A 17,454-nucleotide genomic window follows, 5' to 3' on the forward strand; every position below is an offset into this window, starting at 1 on the left:
GCCCCAAGTGGGCTTGACACAGGCTGCGCACCATGGAGGCACCTCAACACAGGAGCTCTCCATGACTCTGAACAAGCCCGTCCTGATTCCCGTCCTTGCCGGCCTGATCGGCGTGAGCGCCAGCGGCCTGGCACAAGCCCGGATGGAAAAGGCCCGTGTGCTCAGCAGCACGCCCGTGGTCGAGCGCATTGCCGTGCCGCGCGAGGTCTGCCGCGACGAGACCGTCGTGGTGCCCGGGCGCAAGACGGGCGCTGGCGCGGTGATCGGCGGCATCGCTGGCGGCGCCATGGGCAACGCGATCGGTGACGGCAACGGCCGCGCCCTGGCCACCGTGATCGGCCTGGTGGGCGGTGCCGTGGTGGGCAACCGCATCGAAGGCCATGGACAACCCAGCACGCAGGTGGTGCGCCAGTGCCAGACCCAGACCCACTACCAGAGCCGCACCGTGGGCTACGACGTGGTCTACCGATACGCCGGCGTCATATACAAGGTGCAGATGCCGGAAGAACCGGGACGCTTCGTGCGGGTGAACGTGACGCCGGCCATGGCCAGCCCGTACCCGCGCCACGACGGATACGGCCGCTATCAGCAGCGGCAAGACCTGCAACCCGTGGTGACGCGTGTGGTGAACGGCTCCCGCGCCTACCAGGCCGAACCGGTCGAGGCGCAGATCGCGTATGAAGAAGACTACCCCCGCCGCTCGGCGGACGACCACTGGGACCGTGACTGGCGCTGAGCCCCCGGGCATCGGTCCACAAAAAAGGGCGACCCTCGGGTCGCCCTTTTTGCGTGCTTTCAACGGTTCGGTTTCAGAGCTTTTGCAGCGCGTCGATGCGCTCTTCCATCGGCGGGTGGGTCGAGAACAGTTTGCCCAGGCCACCGGTGATGCCCATGGCCTGCATGGTCTTGGGCAGCTCACCGGGGGTGAGGCCACCCAGGCGGGCCAGGGCGTTGATCATGGGCTGCTTGCGGCCCATCAGGTTGGCGGCACCGGCGTCGGCGCGGAACTCGCGCTGGCGGCTGAACCAGGCCACGATGATGGCGGCCAGGAAACCCAGCACGATGTCCATCACGATGGTGGTGACCATGTAGCCGATGCCGGGGCCGGAATGGCTGTCGCTGCCTCGGCGCAGGAAGGCGTCCACCGCATAGCCGATCACACGGCTCAGGAACACCACGAAGGTGTTCATCACGCCCTGGATCAGCGTCATGGTGACCATGTCGCCGTTGGCCACGTGGGCCACCTCGTGGCCGATCACGGCCTCGACTTCCTCCTTGGTCATGTTCTGCAACAAGCCGGTGGACACGGCCACCAGGGCCGAGTTCTTGAAGGCGCCGGTGGCGAAGGCGTTGGGCGCGCCCTCGTAGATGGCCACCTCGGGCATGCCGATGCCGGCCTTGCTGGCGAAGTTCTGCACCGTCTGCACGATCCAGGCCTCGTCGGCGGTCTGGGGCTGGTTGATGACCCGCGCGCCGGTGCTGAACTTGGCCATGGGCTTGCTGATGAGCAACGAAATGATGGCGCCGCCAAAACCGATCACCAGCGAGAACCCGGCCAGCGCCGTCATGTTCAGCCCGTTGGCCGTGAGGAAACGGTCCACGCCCAGGATGCGGGTGGTGATCAACAGCACCGCCATGACGGCAAAGTTGGTCAGGACGAACAGCAGGATGCGTTTCATGAAGTCTCCGAAGGTAGAAAAAACGGCCAGATCATGGTGAGGGTGAACGGGGTGTATTTCAAGCCTGTGGCAGCAGGTAACGCCGTTCCCAGGCACTCACTTCGTTCAGGTAGTGGTCGTGCTCCAGCGCTTTCACCGCCAGATAGCCCCGGACGAAGCGCTCGCCCAGCAGGCGCGGCGCGTGCTCACTGTGCGCCATTTGGTCGTGGGCGGTGGAAAAAGTTCGCGGCAGGCCACGCGCGAGGTCGTAGCCGTTGCCCTGCACCGGCTCGCTGGGCGGCAGGCGCTCGTCGATCCCCGCCAGCCCGGCGGCCAGCGTGGCGGCCATCGCCAGGTAGGGGTTGGCGTCGGCACCGGCCAGGCGGTTTTCCACCCGGCGGGCCGCTGGCGGGCTGTCGGGCACCCGCAGGCCGGTGGTGCGGTTGTCGTGGCCCCAGGCCACGTTGATCGGCGCCTGGCTGCCCGCCACGTAGCGGCGGTAGGCATTGACCGACGGCGCGTAGATCAGCGCCAGGTCGGGCGTGTAGGCCTGCAGGCCGCCGAGGTAGTGGAAAAAGGCTTCGCTGGCCGCACCGTCGGCCTGGCTGAAGATGTTGCGGCCCTGTGCGTCCACCACGCTCTGGTGCAGGTGCATGGAGCTGCCGGCCCGGCCGCTGATGGGCTTGGCCATGAAGACGGCGTTCAGACCGTGCTGCAGCGCGATCTCGCGCGCCGCCGTCTTGAACAGAAAGGCCTGGTCGGCCACGGCCACCGGGTCGCCGTGCAGCAGGTTGATCTCGTACTGGCTCTGGCCCACCTCGTGCAGCCAGGTGTCGGCGCGGATGCCCAGGCCGTCGATGGCGGCGTGCAAGGCGTCCCAGAACGGCGCCAGCTCGTTGAGCTGGTTCAAGCTGAAGGCCGACTGCCCCACTTCGGGCCGGCCGCCCCGGCCCACCGGGTAGGTCAGGGGCTGGGCCGGGTCGGTCATCGCGGCGGTCAGGTAGAACTCGATCTCGGGTGCGATCACCGGCCTGAGGCCACGCGCCTGGTACCGCGCCACCACCTGCTGGAGCACCGAGCGCGGCGCGAACTCGCACAGGCTGCCGTCGAGCTCATAACAGTCGTGCACCGCCAGATACCGCGGCACGCTGGCCCAGGGCGCGGGCTTGAGCGTGGCCAGATCGGGGACCAGGCGCACGTCCGGGTCGCTGTCCGGGAAGATCGGGTCGTAGCTGTATTCGCCCGTCACGCACTGCATGGGAATGGCCTGGCAGATGCGCAGCTCGCTACCCGCCGCGAAGCTGGCCGCTGGCATGAGCTTGCCGCGCGGGTAGCCGGTGACGTCGGCGAACAGGCACTCCACGTCGCGCACGCCGACGGCCTTGAAGTGCGCGGCGAGCTGGGCGCGGTCGGCGTCCTGCGCCAGGTTCAGATGGGACCACGAGGGCGAAGCGGGCAAGGTCATGGGGTTGCTGCAAGGGATGGTGTTGCGAGGCCGTCGCCGGACGGTGAAGGGGTGTCAGCGAAGGGGGTCAGGGGGTCAGGCGCTCACGCGCGCGGGCCGGAACACGGTGGCATCGGTGTAGAACGCGGGGTCTTCGTTCGCGGGCCACCAGCCGGGCACGCCCAGCACCGGCAGCGGCGTGAAGGGCTTGGTGCCCAGTTCGGCGGCGCTCAGGCGGCCCGCCAGCCAGGCGTCCCAGCCGGCCGTGTCGCCGCCCAGCTCGATGGGCACGGGCGCGCGGTAGACGTGGGCGGTGATGGACTTGTAGGGCGCCACCAGTTTTTCCAGCAGGGCGTGGCCGAACAGGTCCAGCCGCGCCTGCGCCCAGAGCGGCCGCAGGTCGACGAACAGGCGCTGCCAGTCGCGCGCCAGCAGTGCGTCCCAGAGCGCATCGGGCGCCTGCAGCAGCGCGGCGTTTTCGTCGAACAGGGTCAGGGCGTCGCGCACCGGCCCGCGCACCGGGCCCACGCCAGCGGCCTGGATCTCGGCCGCCTGCAAGCGGTTGAGCAGGCGCTTGGTGCGCGGGAAACACATCCAGCACAGGCCGTTGAAGAAGTCGTGCAGGCCGTCGCGCGTGGGCACGCAGCCGGTGTCGTGGATGAACTGCTCGTAGGCCATACCGGGGGGCAGATCGGCCTGGGGCACGAAACGCACCGGGGCCGCGCCGGCCACGTTGAGCGCCGCGCGGCCACAGTGCCCGGTGACCACCTGCTGCGCCAGGGGTTCGCCCAGCGCCCGGCACGGCGCCAGCCAGGGCGCCCGCCAGTCGATGTGGGCCAGCCCGGGGTTCATCCGGCGCGGGCCGCCTTGCCTTGCCGCTTGTCGCGCACCGCGACCTGGGAGGTGCCTTCGTGGGCCAGCTCGAACAGCTGCGAAGCCGCCAGCAGTTTGGTCAGCGTGGAGTAGCCGTAGTTGCGGGAGTCGAACGAGGCCTGGTTGCCGATCTGCTGCCCCACCGCGCCCACGCGCGCCCAGCCGGTCTCGTCGGCCGCCGCCTGCACCGCGTTGCGCAGCAGACCGACCAGCCGGGCGTCCTGCTTGAGCTGGGCCGTAGGCACCCGCAGCGGCGCCATCGGCACCGCCTCGTCCGTCTCGGCGGCCACGTCGGTGCCGAGTTTGTCGAGGTAGAGGAAACGCGAGCAGGCGTTCACGAAGGGCTCGGGCGTCTTTTGCGCACCGAACCCGTACACCGCGGCGCCTTTGGCACGCAAGTGCATCACCAGCGGGGTGAAGTCGGCGTCCGAGGACACGATGCCAAAGGCGTCGGGGCGGTCGGTGTAGAGCAGTTCCAGCGCGTCGATCACCATCGCCATGTCGCTGGCGTTCTTGCCCTTGGAGTAGTCGAACTGCTGCATGGGCCGGATCGCGTGTTCGTGCAGCTTCTCTTCCCAGCCTTTGAGTTCGCTCTTCTTCCAGTTGCCGTAGGCGCGCCGCACATTGGTCACGCCGAAGGTGGAGAGCTCGGTCAGGATCACGTCGATCTTGGCCGCGGGCGAGTTGTCGGCATCGATCAGCAAGGCGATGTGCGGTTCGGCGCGCAGCGCCTCGCGCGCGCTCACACCAGCCTCCAGGGCAGGGCCTCGCCCGAGCGCAGCGGCTTGAGCTCGGCTTCGCCGAAGGCGAAGCTCTCAGGCGGCGTCCAGTTCTCGCGCTTCAGGGTGATGGTGCCTGTGTTGCGCGGCAGGCCGTAGAACGCCGGGCCGTGGAAGCTGGCGAAGGCTTCGAGCTGGTGGAGCGCACCGGCGTTGTCGAAGGCTTCGGCGTACATCTCGATGGCGGCGTGCGCGGTGTAGCAGCCGGCGCAGCCGGTGGCGTGTTCTTTCAGGTGGGCCGGGTGGGGCGCGCTGTCGGTGCCCAGGAAGAAGCGGTCGCTGCCGCTGGTGGCCGCGGCCAGCAGGGCCAGGCGGTGGGTTTCGCGCTTCAGGACCGGCAGGCAGTAGTAGTGCGGGCGGATGCCGCCGGTGAAGATGGCGTTGCGGTTGAACAGCAGGTGGTGCGCGGTGAGCGTGGCGGCGGTGAAGCGGCCGGCTTCGGCCACGTACTGCGCGGCTTCCTTCGTGGTGATGTGTTCCATCACGATCTTGAGTTCGGGGAAGTCGCGGCGCAGCGGGATCAGTTGCTGGTCGATGAACACGGCTTCGCGGTCGAACAGATCGATCTCGGGGCTGGTGACTTCGCCGTGCACCAGCAACGGCATGCCGGCGCGCTGCATGGCTTCCAGCGTGGGGTAGGTCTTGCGGATGTCGGTCACGCCGGCGTCGCTGTTGGTGGTGGCGCCGGCCGGGTAGAGCTTGACGGCGACCACGCCGGCGTCTTTGGCGCGGGCGATCTCGTCGGGCGGCAGCTTGTCGGTGAGGTACAGCGTCATCAGCGGCTCGAAGGCCATGCCCGCGGGCACGGCGGCGCGGATGCGCTCGGCATAGGCCAGGGCCTGCGCCGCGGTGGTCACCGGCGGCTTGAGGTTGGGCATGATGATCGCGCGACCGAACTGGGCCGCCGTGTGCGGCACCACGGTGCGCAGCGCCTCACCGTCGCGCACATGCAGGTGCCAGTCGTCCGGGCGGGTGAGGGTCAGGGTGGCGGTGGGGGCTGTGGCGTTCATGCCCCGATTGTCTCAAACCGGTGGGCGGACCAGGGTTTCGCTCAGGCGGTTCCAGAACTGCTGCACCGCCCGTTTGCCCTTCTGCGGGTCGAGCGTGCGGGCGCGGTAGAGGCGGATGTCCAGCTCGGTCTCCAGCCCGCCGCCGGCGGACACCAGCTTTTTCGCCCGCACTTCCTTGCGCACCGCGCTGGAGGGCAGAAAGGCGATGCCGTGGCCTTCCAGCGCCATCGCCTTGAGGCCCTCGGCCATGTCGGTTTCATAGACCCGGTCCAGGTGCACCGGGGTCTTGCTCTGCTTGAGCATCTGGTCCACCGCCCGGCCGAGGTAGGCGCCCGGCGCGTAGGCCAGGTAGGGCTGGGGCTGCCCCACGGTGCCCGGCAGGGCATAGAGCGGCCCGCCCTGTTCGTTGGGTCGCACGTAGGGCGCGAGCAGTTCGCGCCCCAGGGGCAGCATTTCGTAGCGCTCGGCGTCGAGCTGGAGCGGCTGCGCCAGGTGGTCGTAGGCGATCAGCAGGTCGCAGCTGCCCTCCACCAGGCGCATCACCGCGTCGTGCACGTTGAGCGCGATCAGGCGGCTCTTGATCGGCCCGCAGGTTTCGCGCAGACCCGAGAGCCAGGAGGGGAAGAAGGTGAAGGCCAGCGTGTGCGGCACGGCGAACTCGATCACGTCCTGCGCCGCCGCGGTGTGGGCGCGCAGCATGGCGCGCGTGCTCTGCAGCGCCTGCAGCATCTCCAGCGACTGCTCGTACAGGGTCTTGCCCGCGGGCGTGAGGCGCGTGGGGTACGAGGAGCGGTCCACCAGATCGGTGCCGGCCCAGGCCTCGAGCGACTGGATACGGCGCGAGAACGCGGGCTGGGTGACGTGGCGCAGCTGCGCCGAACGGCTGAAGCTGCGGGTTTCAGCCAGGCTCACAAAGTCTTCCAGCCACTTGGTTTCCATGGCGGCGGATTATGCGCGCCCGTCAAAAACGGTGCTTTTTGGCGCTTTGCCGACACGGGCATCCGTTACGATAGCAAAACCTAGGGTTAACCCTAACACCACCCCATGACCCAGAATCCGCCCCCCATCAGCCCGTCCCGCATCGCCCACGCCGGCCTGCGCCAGAAGATCATGTCGGCCGAGGCGGCCGCCGCCCTCATCCAGCACGGCGACCACGTCGGCATGAGCGGTTTCACCGGCGCCGGCTACCCGAAAGCGATTCCGCTGGCGCTGGCCCGCCACATCCAGGCGCACCACGACGCCGGCAGAGAATTCCGCATCGGCGTCTGGACCGGCGCCTCCACCGCGCCCGAGCTGGACGGCGCGCTCGCCAAGGTCGGCGGCATGGACATGCGCCTGCCCTACCAGTCCGACCCGACCTGCCGCGCGCGCATCAACGACGGCGAGATGGCCTACATCGACATCCACCTCTCGCACGTGGCGCAGTACGTGTGGTTCGGCTTCCTGGGCCAGCTCAACGTGGCGGTGATCGAGGTGGCGGGCATCCTGGAAGACGGCCGCCTGATCCCCGCCACCTCGGTGGGCAACAACAAGACCTGGCTGGACCAGGCCGACAAGGTGATCCTGGAGGTCAACCACGGCCACAGCCTGGGGCTGGAAGGCATGCACGACATCTACTACGGCACCGAGCGCCCGCCGCACCGCAAGCCGATCCCGATGACGCACGCGGGCGAGCGCATCGGCGAGCCCTACCTGCGCTGCGACCCGGGCAAGATCGTCGCCATCGTCGAGACGCATCTGCCCGACCGCGACACCCGCTTCTCGGCGCCCGACGAGGCTTCGAAGCGCATCGCCGGCCACCTGATGGCCTTCCTGCAGGACGAAGTGAAACAAGGCCGGCTGCCGCCCGAGCTGCTGCCGCTGCAGTCGGGCGTGGGCAACATCGCCAACGCGGTGATGGAGAGCCTGAACGAGGGCCCGTTCAACGACCTGCAGGGCTACACCGAGGTGCTGCAGGACGGCATGCTGGCCCTGCTCAAGTCCGGCAAGATGCGCATGGCCTCGTCCACCGCCATCTCGCTCTCGGCGCCGGTGATGCAGGAATTCGTGGAGAACCTGGACTTCTACCGCGAGCGCATCGTGCTGCGGCCGCAGGAGATCAGCAACCACCCCGAGGTGATTCGCCGCCTGGGGCTGATCGCCATGAACGGCATGATCGAGGCCGACCTCTACGGCAACGTGAACTCCACGCACGTGATGGGCACGCGCATCATGAACGGCATCGGCGGCTCGGGCGACTTCGCGCGCAACGCCTACCTCTCGGTGTTCATGACGCCGTCCACCGCCAAGGGCGGCAGCATCAGCTGCATCGTGCCCATGGTCAGCCACGTGGACCACACCGAACACGACGTGCAGATCATCGTGACCGAACAAGGCCTGGCCGACCTGCGCGGCCTTTCGCCGCGCCAGCGCTCACGCCTGATCATCGAGCGCTGCGCCCACCCGGACTTCAGGCCCGCGTTGCTGGACTACGTGGAACGCAGCGAGGCCAACGCCCGCGCCGGGCACGGCGGCCTGCACACGCCGCATCTGCTGGACGAGGCGCTGTCCTGGCACAGCCGGTATGAGCGGACGGGGAAGATGCTGGCGGTCTGAGCGCCACCCTCACCCCAACCCTCTCCCGCTGGCGGGAGAGGGGGTAAAAGCACGGCCGCCGGGCCGAGACCCGGCACGTCACGAAAGCCCACAAACCAACGATGACGCGGGATCAGTCCGTCCCGGACTGCTGCAACGCCCACATCCCCGCATAGACCCCGCCGAGGGCGATGAGCCGGGCGTGCGTGCCGCGCTCCACGATCTCGCCGTTCACCAGCACCAGGATCTCGTGCGCGTCCACCACCGTGGACAGCCGGTGCGCGATCACCAGCGTGGTCTTGTTGCGCGCGGCGCTCTTCAGTTCGGCCTGGATCGCACGCTCGTTGGCCGAGTCCAGTGCCGAGGTGGCCTCGTCGAAAATCACGATGGGCGGGTTCTTCAGCAGCGTGCGCGCAATCGCCACGCGCTGCTTTTCGCCGCCCGAGAGCTTCAGGCCACGCTCGCCGACCATGGTGGCGTAACCCAGCGGCAGGCGCTGGATGAAGCTGTGGATGTGCGCGGCCTGGGCGGCCGCCACCGCCGCGTCGTGGCCCGCGTCGGGCCGGCCGTAGAGGATGTTGTATTCGATGGTGTCGTTGAACAGCACCGTGTCCTGCGGCACGATGCCGATGGCCTGGCGCACGCTGGACTGCGTCACCTGCCGGATGTCCTGGCCGTCGATGGTGATGCGGCCACCGCCGTGCGGCCCCCCCGCCTCGTGGTTCGTCACGTCGTAGAAGCGGTACAACAGCCGCGCCAGCGTGCTCTTGCCCGAGCCCGACGGCCCGACCACGGCCACCGTCTTGCCGGCCGGGATCTCGAAGCTGATGCCGTGCAGGATCTCGCGCGCCGGCTCGTACGAGAAGCGCACGTTCTCGAACTTCACCGACGGCGCACCGGCGAGCTGCAGCGGCTGGGCGTCCGGCTCGTCGGCGATCTCGCGCTCTTTCTCCAGCAGCACGAACATCTTGTCCAGGTCGGTCAGGCTCTGCTTGATCTCGCGGTAGAGCACGCCCAGGAAACCCAGCGGGATGTAGAGCTGGATCATGAAGGCGTTGACCATGACCAGATCGCCCAGCGTCATGTGCCCTTCGGCCACGCCCTGGGTGGCGCGCCAGAGCATGAGCACCAGCGCGATGGCGATCACCAACTGCTGCCCAGCGTTGAGCAGCGACAGCGTGGTCTGGCTCTTGATGCGGGCGCGGCGCAGCTTCTCCAGCGCCTCGTCGTAGCGGCTCGCCTCGAAAGCCTCGTTGTTGAAGTATTTGACGGTCTCGTAGTTCAGCAGCGAGTCGATGGCGCGCGTCTGGCTCACCGACTCCAGCTCGTTCATCTGGCGCCGGAACTTCGTGCGCCACTCGGTCACGGTCACGGTGAAGGTGACGTACAGCACCAGCGCCACCAGGGTGATCCAGACATAACCCATGTCGAACTTGGTGCCCAGCAGCGCGAGCACCATCACCACCTCGATCAGCGTGGGAAAAATGCTGTAGAGCGAGTACGAAATGAGCGACTGCACGCCGCGCGTGCCGCGCTCGATGTCGCGCGTCATGCCGCCGGTCTGGCGCTCCAGGTGAAAGCGCAGGGACAGCGCATGCAGGTGGCCGAACACCTGCAGCGCGATGCTGCGCGTGGCGCCTTCGGTGGCCTTGGCGAACACCAGCTCGCGCAGCTCGGTGAACAGCGTGGTGGACAGGCGCAGCCCGCCGTAGGCCAACAGCAGGCCCAGCGGCACCACCAGCATCGACTCCACACTGCCCGGCCGGATGGTCATCGCGTCCACCAGCTCCTTGAGCAGCAGCGGCACGCTCACGTTGGCCACCTTGGCGCCCACCATGAAGCCCAGCGCCAGCACGACGCGCCATTTGTACTGCCACAAATAAGGCAGCAGGCGCGCCAGCGTGGCCCAGTCGGAACGGCGCGCCGCGGGCGCGCCCGCGGGGGGCACGCTGGCCGGCAGGGGAATGGTGGCTTGGGAGGAATGGGCGTGGCGCATGCGGGACAATCGGACAACTATCCGGAGATTGTGCCCATGTCCAGCGAATCAAGCCCCCGCCCACAAACCCCCCTGCCCCAAGACCGCGAACTGGTGCTCAAGGTGATTCCCATGCCGGCCGACACCAATGGCAACGGCGACATTTTTGGCGGCTGGGTCATGGCCCAGGTCGACCTGGCCGGTGCCGTGCTGCCGGCGCGCTACGTGCGTGGCCGCATGGCGACCGTCGCGGTGAACCAGTTCATCTTCAAGCAGCCGGTGCGCGTGGGCGACATCCTGAGCTTCTTCTCGCACGTCACGCGCGTGGGCAACACGTCCATCACGGTGCAGGTGGAGGTGTTCGCCGAACGTTTCTCGGCCCAGGGCCAGTACGTGAAAGTGACCGAGGCCAGCCTGACCTATGTGGCGATCGACAACGACGGCCGGCCGCGGCCGATTCCCAGGGATGGGCTGAACATTCCGGGTCTGGTGGTTTGAGGGTCTGAGCCGAATCAGCCCCGCCAGCGGGCGCGCCAGGTCTCGTAGATGCGCCGGGCCAGCGCTTCACTGCCCGCCTGGTGCCGGGCCGTGGCGGCGTGCATGCCGGCCGGGTCCTGCACGCTGTCGCGGTGCAGCAGCACCTGCACCGGATAGGCCTGGCCCGGGTGTTCCAGCCAGTCGGCGATCTTGGCCGGCGTGATCTCGATGTGGAACTGCATCGCCAGGTGTTGCCGCAGGGCAAAGGCCTGGTGGGCGCAGGCGGGTGAACCGGCGATCAGCTCGGCCCCGGGCGGCAGCTCGACGAAGCCGTCGTGGTGCCACTGGTAGACCGTGGCCTCGGATGTGTCGCCGAACCATTCACGCGCGGTCGCGCTGCCGTTGTGCCGGATCGGCAGCCAGCCGATCTCGGGCTGCTTCAGCGTCTCGACGCGACCACCGAACGCCCGCGCCATGAGCTGGCCACCCAGACAATGGCCGATGACGGGAATGCCCAGCGCATCGGCCTCGCGGATCAGGGCTTCGGCCTGGCGCAGCGTGGGGCGTTCGTCGTTGGCGCTCCAGGCGCCGCCCAGCACCGCCAGCCCCTTCAAACCCCGCACCGACGCCGGATAGGCCTCGCCGGCTTCGGCACAGCGCACCTGCCAGCGCACGCCCTGCCCGTCGAGCCACTGGCCAAGATAACCTGGGCCGTCTTCGTCCAGGTGCTGCAGCACCAGCACCTCGGTGCCGTCGTTCGGGGGAGCGTTCATGGTGCCGATGATGGGCTGGCAAGGGCTTGTGTGGGGGACCAATTGGGTGTGAATGGCGGAGGCCGCCGACGGATGGATCGTTGCGCCGCTCCCGACCAAGCCCGTTCATGGGCTGCGAGGGACGAAGGTTTGCCGATTCCCTTTGCGCCCGAACCAGCCCCGCACACGGCGTTCCACGCCGGCCACATAGGTGAATGCAACAGGCACCACCAGCAGACTCAGCGCCGTCGATGTGACGAGCCCGCCGATGACCGCCACCGCCATCGGCTGGCGAAAGCTCGCATCGGCCCCCAGCCCTATCGCGATCGGGGCCATGCCGGCCACCATGGCGATGGTGGTCATCACGATCGGCCTGGCGCGTTTGTGGCAAGCGTCCAGCAGCGCATCCTGCACGGACAGTCCACGTTCTCGAATGCCAAGAACGGCGTACTCCACCAGCAGGATGGAGTTCTTCGTGACGATGCCCATCAGCATGACCAGACCGATGAGTGAGGGGAGGCTCAACATGCTGCCGGTCGCCAGCAGCGCGACGAACGCGCCACCGAGCGACAGCGGCACTGCCGAGAGGATGGTCAGCGGTTGAAAGAAATCGTGGAACAGCAGCACGAGCACTCCATAGACGCAGAACAAGCCCACGACAATCGCCAGGCCGAACCCGCCCATCAGCTCCGCCATGATCTCCGCATCCCCCGTCTCGACCAGCTCGACACTGGCGGGCATCAAGGCCACGGCGGGCAAGGCCTTGGCCGCTTCGAGCGCCGCGCCCAGCGACATGCCGCCGAGATCGGCGGTGACCGTGGCGTAACGCCGCCGGTCGTAGCGCTCGATCTCGGACGGACCGCTTTCCACGGACAGCTGCGCGACGCTGGCCAGCGGCACGAGGCCGTCTCGTCCAGGCACGCGCAAAGCGTTGATGGCGTCCAGGTCCTGGCGATCGGCGTCCGCAACGCGCACGAGGATGCCCAGTTGGCGGCGATCCAGATCGAGCTTCGCCAGTCGGGCATCGAAATCACCGGTGGTGGCGATGCGCGCCGTTTCTGCGATGGCTGATGTGGTCACACCGTGCATCGCCGCTTGCTGAACGTCCGGACGAACCACAATCTCCGGTCGCTCCAGCGTCGCCGTGGACGTCACGTTGCCCAGCCCGTGGATGGTTCTCAATTGGCGCTCCAACGCTCTGGCGGTGGTTTTCAGCGCCTCAGGAGCGTCGCTGGCCAGGATCAAGGACATCTTCTTGCCAGGTCCCCCGGCACCGAGCGAAAAGCGGGCACCGGGAACATCGGCCAGCGCCTCGCGCACGCGGGCCTCGATGACCGTCTGATCGGGTCGCTCGCCACGTGGTCCCAGGACCAGCGTAAGGGTGGCGCGACGCACGTTCGCGGCTTGTTCCGCCCCTCCGCCCACGCTGGTCATCACCCGCTTGATGCCCGGGATGTCCAGCAAGGCCACGCGTGCCGTTTCCGCCACCGCAACAGTGCCGTCAATACCGCTGCCAGGAGGCAACTCGATGCTGACATTGCTGTACCCACTGTTGGGCGGAGGAATCAGACCCTTGTCCATCAGCGGAATCAGCGCGAGCGACGCCGCAAAGATCGCCATGCAGGCCACGAGCGTGGTGCGACGGTGGGCCAGGCACCATCTGGCCCACGACAGGTAGGTGCGCATCAGTCGCGAGTCGCGCGTGGGCGCCGCTTCCTCGTGGCCTGGTTGGCCATCCTTGAGCAGGTATGCCGCCATCATGGGCGTCAGAAGCCGCGCGACCAGCAAGGAAGACAGCACGGCCACCACAGATGTCCAGCCGAATTGCTGGAAGAACCTGCCTGCGATGCCGCCCATCATGGCGGTGGGAAGAAAGACCACGACCAGCGTCATGGTGGTGGCGATGACGGCCGTGGCGATCTCGGTCACCGCATCGCCCACCGCCTGCATGATGGGCTTGCCCATGCGCCGATGCCGCTCGATGTTCTCGATCTCGACGATCGCATCATCGACCAGGATGCCGACGATCACGGCCAGCGCCAGCAGCGTGAGCGTGTTGAGCGAGTAGCCCAGAAAATGCATGGCGGCGAACGTCGGAAGGATCGACAAAGGCAGCGCCGATGCCGAGATCACCGTGGCACGCCAGTCCCTCAGAAACCACCAGACGACCAGCATCGCCAGCAGCGCGCCTTCGTACAACATGCGCATGGAACCATCGAACTGCTCACGTGTGCCCTCGATCGAGCCGGCGACCTTGGTGAATGCCAGCGAGCCATGGGTGGCATGGAGTCGACCCACTGCGGCCTCCACGCTCTCGGCGACTTGCACCTCATCGAATCCGGCCGCACGGTAGATCCTGAACCCGACGACCGGTTTCCCGTCGAGCAGGGTGATCTGCATGCGTTCGGCATGGGTGTCCACCACCTCCCCGACTTGGTCCAGGCCGATACGCCGCCCATCGCTGGTCACGATGGGCAGGCTGCGCAACGCGTCGGTCTGTGCGACGGTGGCGGTCGTGCGCAGCGCCTGTTCACCTTTGCCCAGCTGGGCGCGCCCTCCCGAGGCCTCCTGCTGGACCGCGCGCAGGGCCTTCGACACATCGACGGCCGTGGTCCCCAGGGACGTGAGCCGGACCGGATCCACTTCCACGCGCACCTGTCGCTGCACCCCGCCCGTTCTCTCGAACCGCCCGATGCCGGGCACGCTCATCACGGCCTTGCTGACAACGTCGTCGACGAACCACGACAGCGCCTCCTCATCCATTCGGGGGGATGACACGGCATAGATCAACAGAGGATCGCTCCCCGCGCGCACGGCACTGACCGTGGGCTGCAACAGATCACTCGGCAGATCGGAGCGCACGCGGTCGACCGCGTCCTTGGTCTCGATCAGGGCGTCCGAGACGCCTTTGTCAAGAACGAACTCAACCCGGATCTGGACCTGACCGTCGGTGATCGAGGTCTTGATGTGCTTGAGGCCGGAGAGCGTCGCCAGGGAGTTTTCGACCTTGCGTGCGACCTCCGTTTCGAGTTGGACGGGCGCCGCGCCGGGCTGACTCAGACTGACCGTGACGGTCGGCACGTCCATGTCCGGCAGATTGGCGACCGGGAGTTGCTGAAAGCTGTAGAGCCCGACCAGTGTCAGGAAGATGAACAACAGAATGGCGGGTGCCGGGTTTCGAATGGACCACGTGGCGAAGTTCATGACCGGCCCTTCCCCTTGGCCGATTCGCCCGCCGCCGGAACGGCACGGACGGTGTCCCCCTCATTGAAGAAGCCGGCCCCTTGCGTGATCACCCGTTCACCAGCCTCCAGACCGGACAGGATCTCAGCCATGACACCACGACGGCGCCCGACCTCGACACGGCGCTCCTGCACCCGGCTGTCATCGGTCAGGGTCATCACGTAGCTGCGACCGTCGCGAAGCACGATGCTGTTGGCCGGGACGATGACCGCGCGACTCTCCGCCAATTCCACGACGCCTTGGGCATACATGCCGGCGCGCGCGTGGCTACCGGCATCGATGTCGGCCAGCACGATCCCCAAACGATTTTGCGCTTGCAGCGTCGGCGCCACCTGGCGAACGGTGGCCGTGGCGGAACCGCTGCCCGGCAAGGCGAGCCGGACCCGCTGACCCTGCCGGACGTGCCCCAGCTGCTCCGCGGTCAGCTCGCCTCGCCATTCCAGGCGGTCTTTCCGGATGAGGCGAAAGAGTTCCTGCCCGGACGTGGCCACAGAACCGAGGGTGGCGCTGCGCGCGCTGACGACGCCGTCGTCCGGCGCGACCACGTCGGTCTGGCGAATCTGCAGCTGAACGGATTGCAGCTGCGCCTTGGCAACGTCCGCTTGCGTCACATGCTGCAGGAGCTCCTGCTCGCTGATGCCACCGGTTCCTTCGAGTTGAAGGGCGCGCCCGCGGTTGGTCTCGGCCTGTCGCCACTGGGCCTGTAGCCGAGCCTGTTCGATTTCCAGCGCTGCGCGGTCAAAGCGTGCCAGGAGTTGGCCACGCCGGACACGGTCGCCGATATCGGCCTTGATCTCGGCCAGTCGCAGGCCTGCGACCTGGGCGCCGATCGACGCCTCCTGCCAGGGAGCGATGGGTCCCATCGCCTGCAACGCAACCGGCCAGCGGACTTCCGCGGCCGGGGCCACGTTGGCCACCATCGCGGTTGCAGGCGGTGGCGCCTGAGTTGCTTCGGGTTTGGTTGCGGTATGAGCAGAGAAGAAGGTGAGACCGCCAGCGACAACTGCGGTGGCCAGAATGGCTGCGACCATGCGGCTTCGCCGGGTGCTGCTCGACGTTTCGGATCGGGGTTCATTCATGGGGTGGTTCCTGGACAGATAGGGTGACGGCTCCGCCGGTGGCCTTGACCAATGCCACCCATGAGTGCGCCTGGTCGCGCCGTGCGGTGATGAGGGCGTCCTGCATGGAAGTCAGTTGCCGTCGGTTGTCTTCGAGTTCGAGCTGGCTGATGGCACCGGCGCGCCACCGCGCCTGCGAGTTGGCCAGGAGGGCTTGCGCGCCCGCAATGCCTTCGCCGGCCGAACTGGCGCGTGCCTCGGCAGAGACTTGCTCGGCCAGCGCGTTCTCCACTTCCTGCACAGTGGTGCGCAAGGTGCGCTGGAGCACTGCGTGCGCACGGCGGTAACGGGCCTCGGCAGCGCTCACGTTGGCCGCGCCGGCGCCACCGTCGAACAGGGTGCCGGACAGCGTGGGTCCGACCGACCAGGTGGTCAGATGCTGGCCGACACCGGCCACACGCAACCACTGGCCGGTCAGCAGTGCCGCGACATCCAGATGGGGCTGGCGCTCGGCCCGGGCCACACCGATTTCCGCCCAGGCGGCCTGCGCCTCCCGCTGGGCAGAGAGGATCGCCGGATGCCGGCTGAGGACTTCAGCGGGAAGCTCGGCCACAGCGCCCGGGACCGTGGGCACGAATCCCAGCGTCGGGTCGGTCAGCGTCTTTTCGTCGCTGGGTGCGGCGAGGGCCCGGATGGTGCTGCTGTCCTGGCCCGTCAGCGCGACCAGGGCATTCGTTTGGAGCGCGCACTGCTCCTGCCGGCTGAACCAGGTGGTGCGTGCCGACGCCAACCCGATGCGCTCGCGCGTCTCGTCAGCCGCCGTGGCGAACCCTGCGGCCCATCGGCGTCGCGTCAGCGCCAGGCTGCGCTCTCGGGATGCGATGTCCGCGGTCAACACGGACTGAGCGCTTTGACAGGCGCGCAAGGCGAGCACTCCACTGGCGACGTCGGCCGCAAGACTCAGGCGAATCGCCGCCGCGTCGAGCGTTCGGGCGTCGATCCGGCTGCGGGCGGCCTCGACCGACTGGCGTATTCGCCCGAAGAGATCGACCTCCCAGCTGAAGCTCAGGCCCGGCGAGACCGCCGTGACCAGCAGAGTCGGTTCCGTCGCCGCGCTGGAGGTGTTCTGTTGCCGGGCACGGATGACGTCTGCACTCGCGCCAACGGTCGGCGTGGATTGCGCCGATTTCGCACGCAACAGGGCTTGTGCTTCGTCAACGCGGGCGACGGCCTCTGCCAGCGTCGGACCATCGGCAAGCGCCACCTCCACGAGACGGTCGATCGCGGGGTCGTGCAATTCGGACCACCACCGTTCGGTCGGCGAGCGTCCGGGGACATCCACGGTCCCCGCTCCAACAGACCACGCCGCGGGCGCCACGCCGTGCCGGTTCGGTGACTTGTACGCCCCCTGAAGCGCGCAGCCACTGGATGCGAGGACTGCGGTGGCCAGGAACAGCGCCAAAGGCGGGGGCCCGCAACGGGATCGGTGATTCTCAGACATGTCGGGATGAAGGAAAAGAATCTTGACCATGACAAAACGAAACGGTATAGTTTCGAAAAACATAACGATACCTCAAAGTATCGTATTGAATCAAGCCGCATTGCAAAGAG

At 67.7% G+C, this 17,454-nt stretch carries 14 protein-coding genes; 3 read left to right on the forward strand and 11 right to left on the reverse strand.

Features of this window, described 5'->3' with window-relative positions:
* The first annotated feature begins 61 nt into the window (after nt 1–61).
* Entirely contained in the window at nt 62–736 is a 675-nt protein-coding gene (locus AC07YZ_RS10325) for a glycine zipper 2TM domain-containing protein (protein ID WP_494794667.1), read from the forward strand.
* Nucleotides 737–809: 73 nt separating this feature from the next.
* Here the strand turns inward: AC07YZ_RS10325 and htpX are convergent, their stop codons facing one another.
* From htpX to AC07YZ_RS10355, 6 genes are all read right to left on the reverse strand, one after another.
* The gene (gene htpX, locus AC07YZ_RS10330) at nt 810–1,679 is read right to left on the reverse strand and encodes a protease HtpX (RefSeq protein WP_226491501.1); all 870 of its coding nucleotides are present in this window, start codon (nt 1,677–1,679) and stop codon (nt 810–812) included.
* A 58-nt stretch (nt 1,680–1,737) separates the two neighbouring features.
* A complete protein-coding gene (locus AC07YZ_RS10335; RefSeq protein ID WP_494794668.1) occupies nt 1,738–3,123 on the reverse strand; it encodes a glutamine synthetase family protein in 1,386 nt (461 codons plus the stop codon).
* Between the two features lie 75 nt (nt 3,124–3,198).
* The gene (locus AC07YZ_RS10340; protein WP_494794669.1) at nt 3,199–3,954 is read right to left on the reverse strand and encodes a DUF3025 domain-containing protein; all 756 of its coding nucleotides are present in this window, start codon (nt 3,952–3,954) and stop codon (nt 3,199–3,201) included.
* Nucleotides 3,951–4,721, reverse strand: coding sequence for an NYN domain-containing protein (locus tag AC07YZ_RS10345; protein ID WP_494794670.1), 771 nt, complete (start codon nt 4,719–4,721; stop codon nt 3,951–3,953). Before AC07YZ_RS10345 ends, AC07YZ_RS10340 begins: the two co-directional genes overlap by 4 nt.
* Nucleotides 4,718–5,764 (reverse strand): dihydroorotase, encoded by a 1,047-nt coding sequence (pyrC, locus tag AC07YZ_RS10350; RefSeq protein ID WP_494794671.1) that lies wholly within the window; start codon nt 5,762–5,764, stop codon nt 4,718–4,720. The genes AC07YZ_RS10345 and pyrC overlap by 4 nt, the downstream gene beginning before the upstream one ends.
* Before the next feature lie 12 nt (nt 5,765–5,776).
* On the reverse strand, nt 5,777–6,703 hold the full coding sequence (locus tag AC07YZ_RS10355) for a LysR substrate-binding domain-containing protein (protein WP_494794672.1): 927 nt from the start codon (nt 6,701–6,703) through the stop codon (nt 5,777–5,779).
* 105 nt (nt 6,704–6,808) lie between these two features.
* On the opposite strand from AC07YZ_RS10355, the gene scpC reads away from it, so the two are divergent.
* A complete protein-coding gene (gene scpC / locus AC07YZ_RS10360) occupies nt 6,809–8,359 on the forward strand; it encodes a succinyl-CoA:acetate CoA-transferase ScpC (RefSeq protein WP_494794673.1) in 1,551 nt (516 codons plus the stop codon).
* Between the two features lie 112 nt (nt 8,360–8,471).
* Here scpC and AC07YZ_RS10365 read toward each other — a convergent pair whose 3' ends face one another.
* A complete protein-coding gene (locus AC07YZ_RS10365; protein WP_494794674.1) occupies nt 8,472–10,334 on the reverse strand; it encodes an ABCB family ABC transporter ATP-binding protein/permease in 1,863 nt (620 codons plus the stop codon).
* A 36-nt stretch (nt 10,335–10,370) separates the two neighbouring features.
* Here AC07YZ_RS10365 and AC07YZ_RS10370 point away from each other — a divergent pair, with 36 nt between their 5' ends.
* Nucleotides 10,371–10,811 (forward strand): acyl-CoA thioesterase, encoded by a 441-nt coding sequence (locus AC07YZ_RS10370; protein ID WP_494794675.1) that lies wholly within the window; start codon nt 10,371–10,373, stop codon nt 10,809–10,811.
* Nucleotides 10,812–10,825: 14 nt separating this feature from the next.
* Here the strand turns inward: AC07YZ_RS10370 and AC07YZ_RS10375 are convergent, their stop codons facing one another.
* The 4 genes from AC07YZ_RS10375 to AC07YZ_RS10390 form a co-directional block, all read right to left on the reverse strand.
* Nucleotides 10,826–11,563: a type 1 glutamine amidotransferase gene (locus AC07YZ_RS10375; protein ID WP_494794676.1), complete on the reverse strand. Its 738-nt coding sequence runs from the start codon at nt 11,561–11,563 to the stop codon at nt 10,826–10,828.
* Nucleotides 11,564–11,668: 105 nt separating this feature from the next.
* On the reverse strand, nt 11,669–14,746 hold the full coding sequence (locus tag AC07YZ_RS10380; protein WP_494794677.1) for an efflux RND transporter permease subunit: 3,078 nt from the start codon (nt 14,744–14,746) through the stop codon (nt 11,669–11,671).
* Nucleotides 14,743–15,864 (reverse strand): efflux RND transporter periplasmic adaptor subunit, encoded by a 1,122-nt coding sequence (locus tag AC07YZ_RS10385; RefSeq protein ID WP_494794678.1) that lies wholly within the window; start codon nt 15,862–15,864, stop codon nt 14,743–14,745. The genes AC07YZ_RS10380 and AC07YZ_RS10385 overlap by 4 nt, the downstream gene beginning before the upstream one ends.
* Nucleotides 15,857–17,407 carry an efflux transporter outer membrane subunit gene (locus AC07YZ_RS10390; RefSeq protein ID WP_494794679.1) on the reverse strand — a complete coding sequence of 517 codons (1,551 nt, stop codon included), beginning with the start codon at nt 17,405–17,407 and terminating at the stop codon, nt 15,857–15,859. The genes AC07YZ_RS10385 and AC07YZ_RS10390 overlap by 8 nt, the downstream gene beginning before the upstream one ends.
* Nucleotides 17,408–17,454 lie beyond the last annotated feature (47 nt).

This window comes from Hydrogenophaga sp. GW101-3F08, assembly GCF_059424585.1.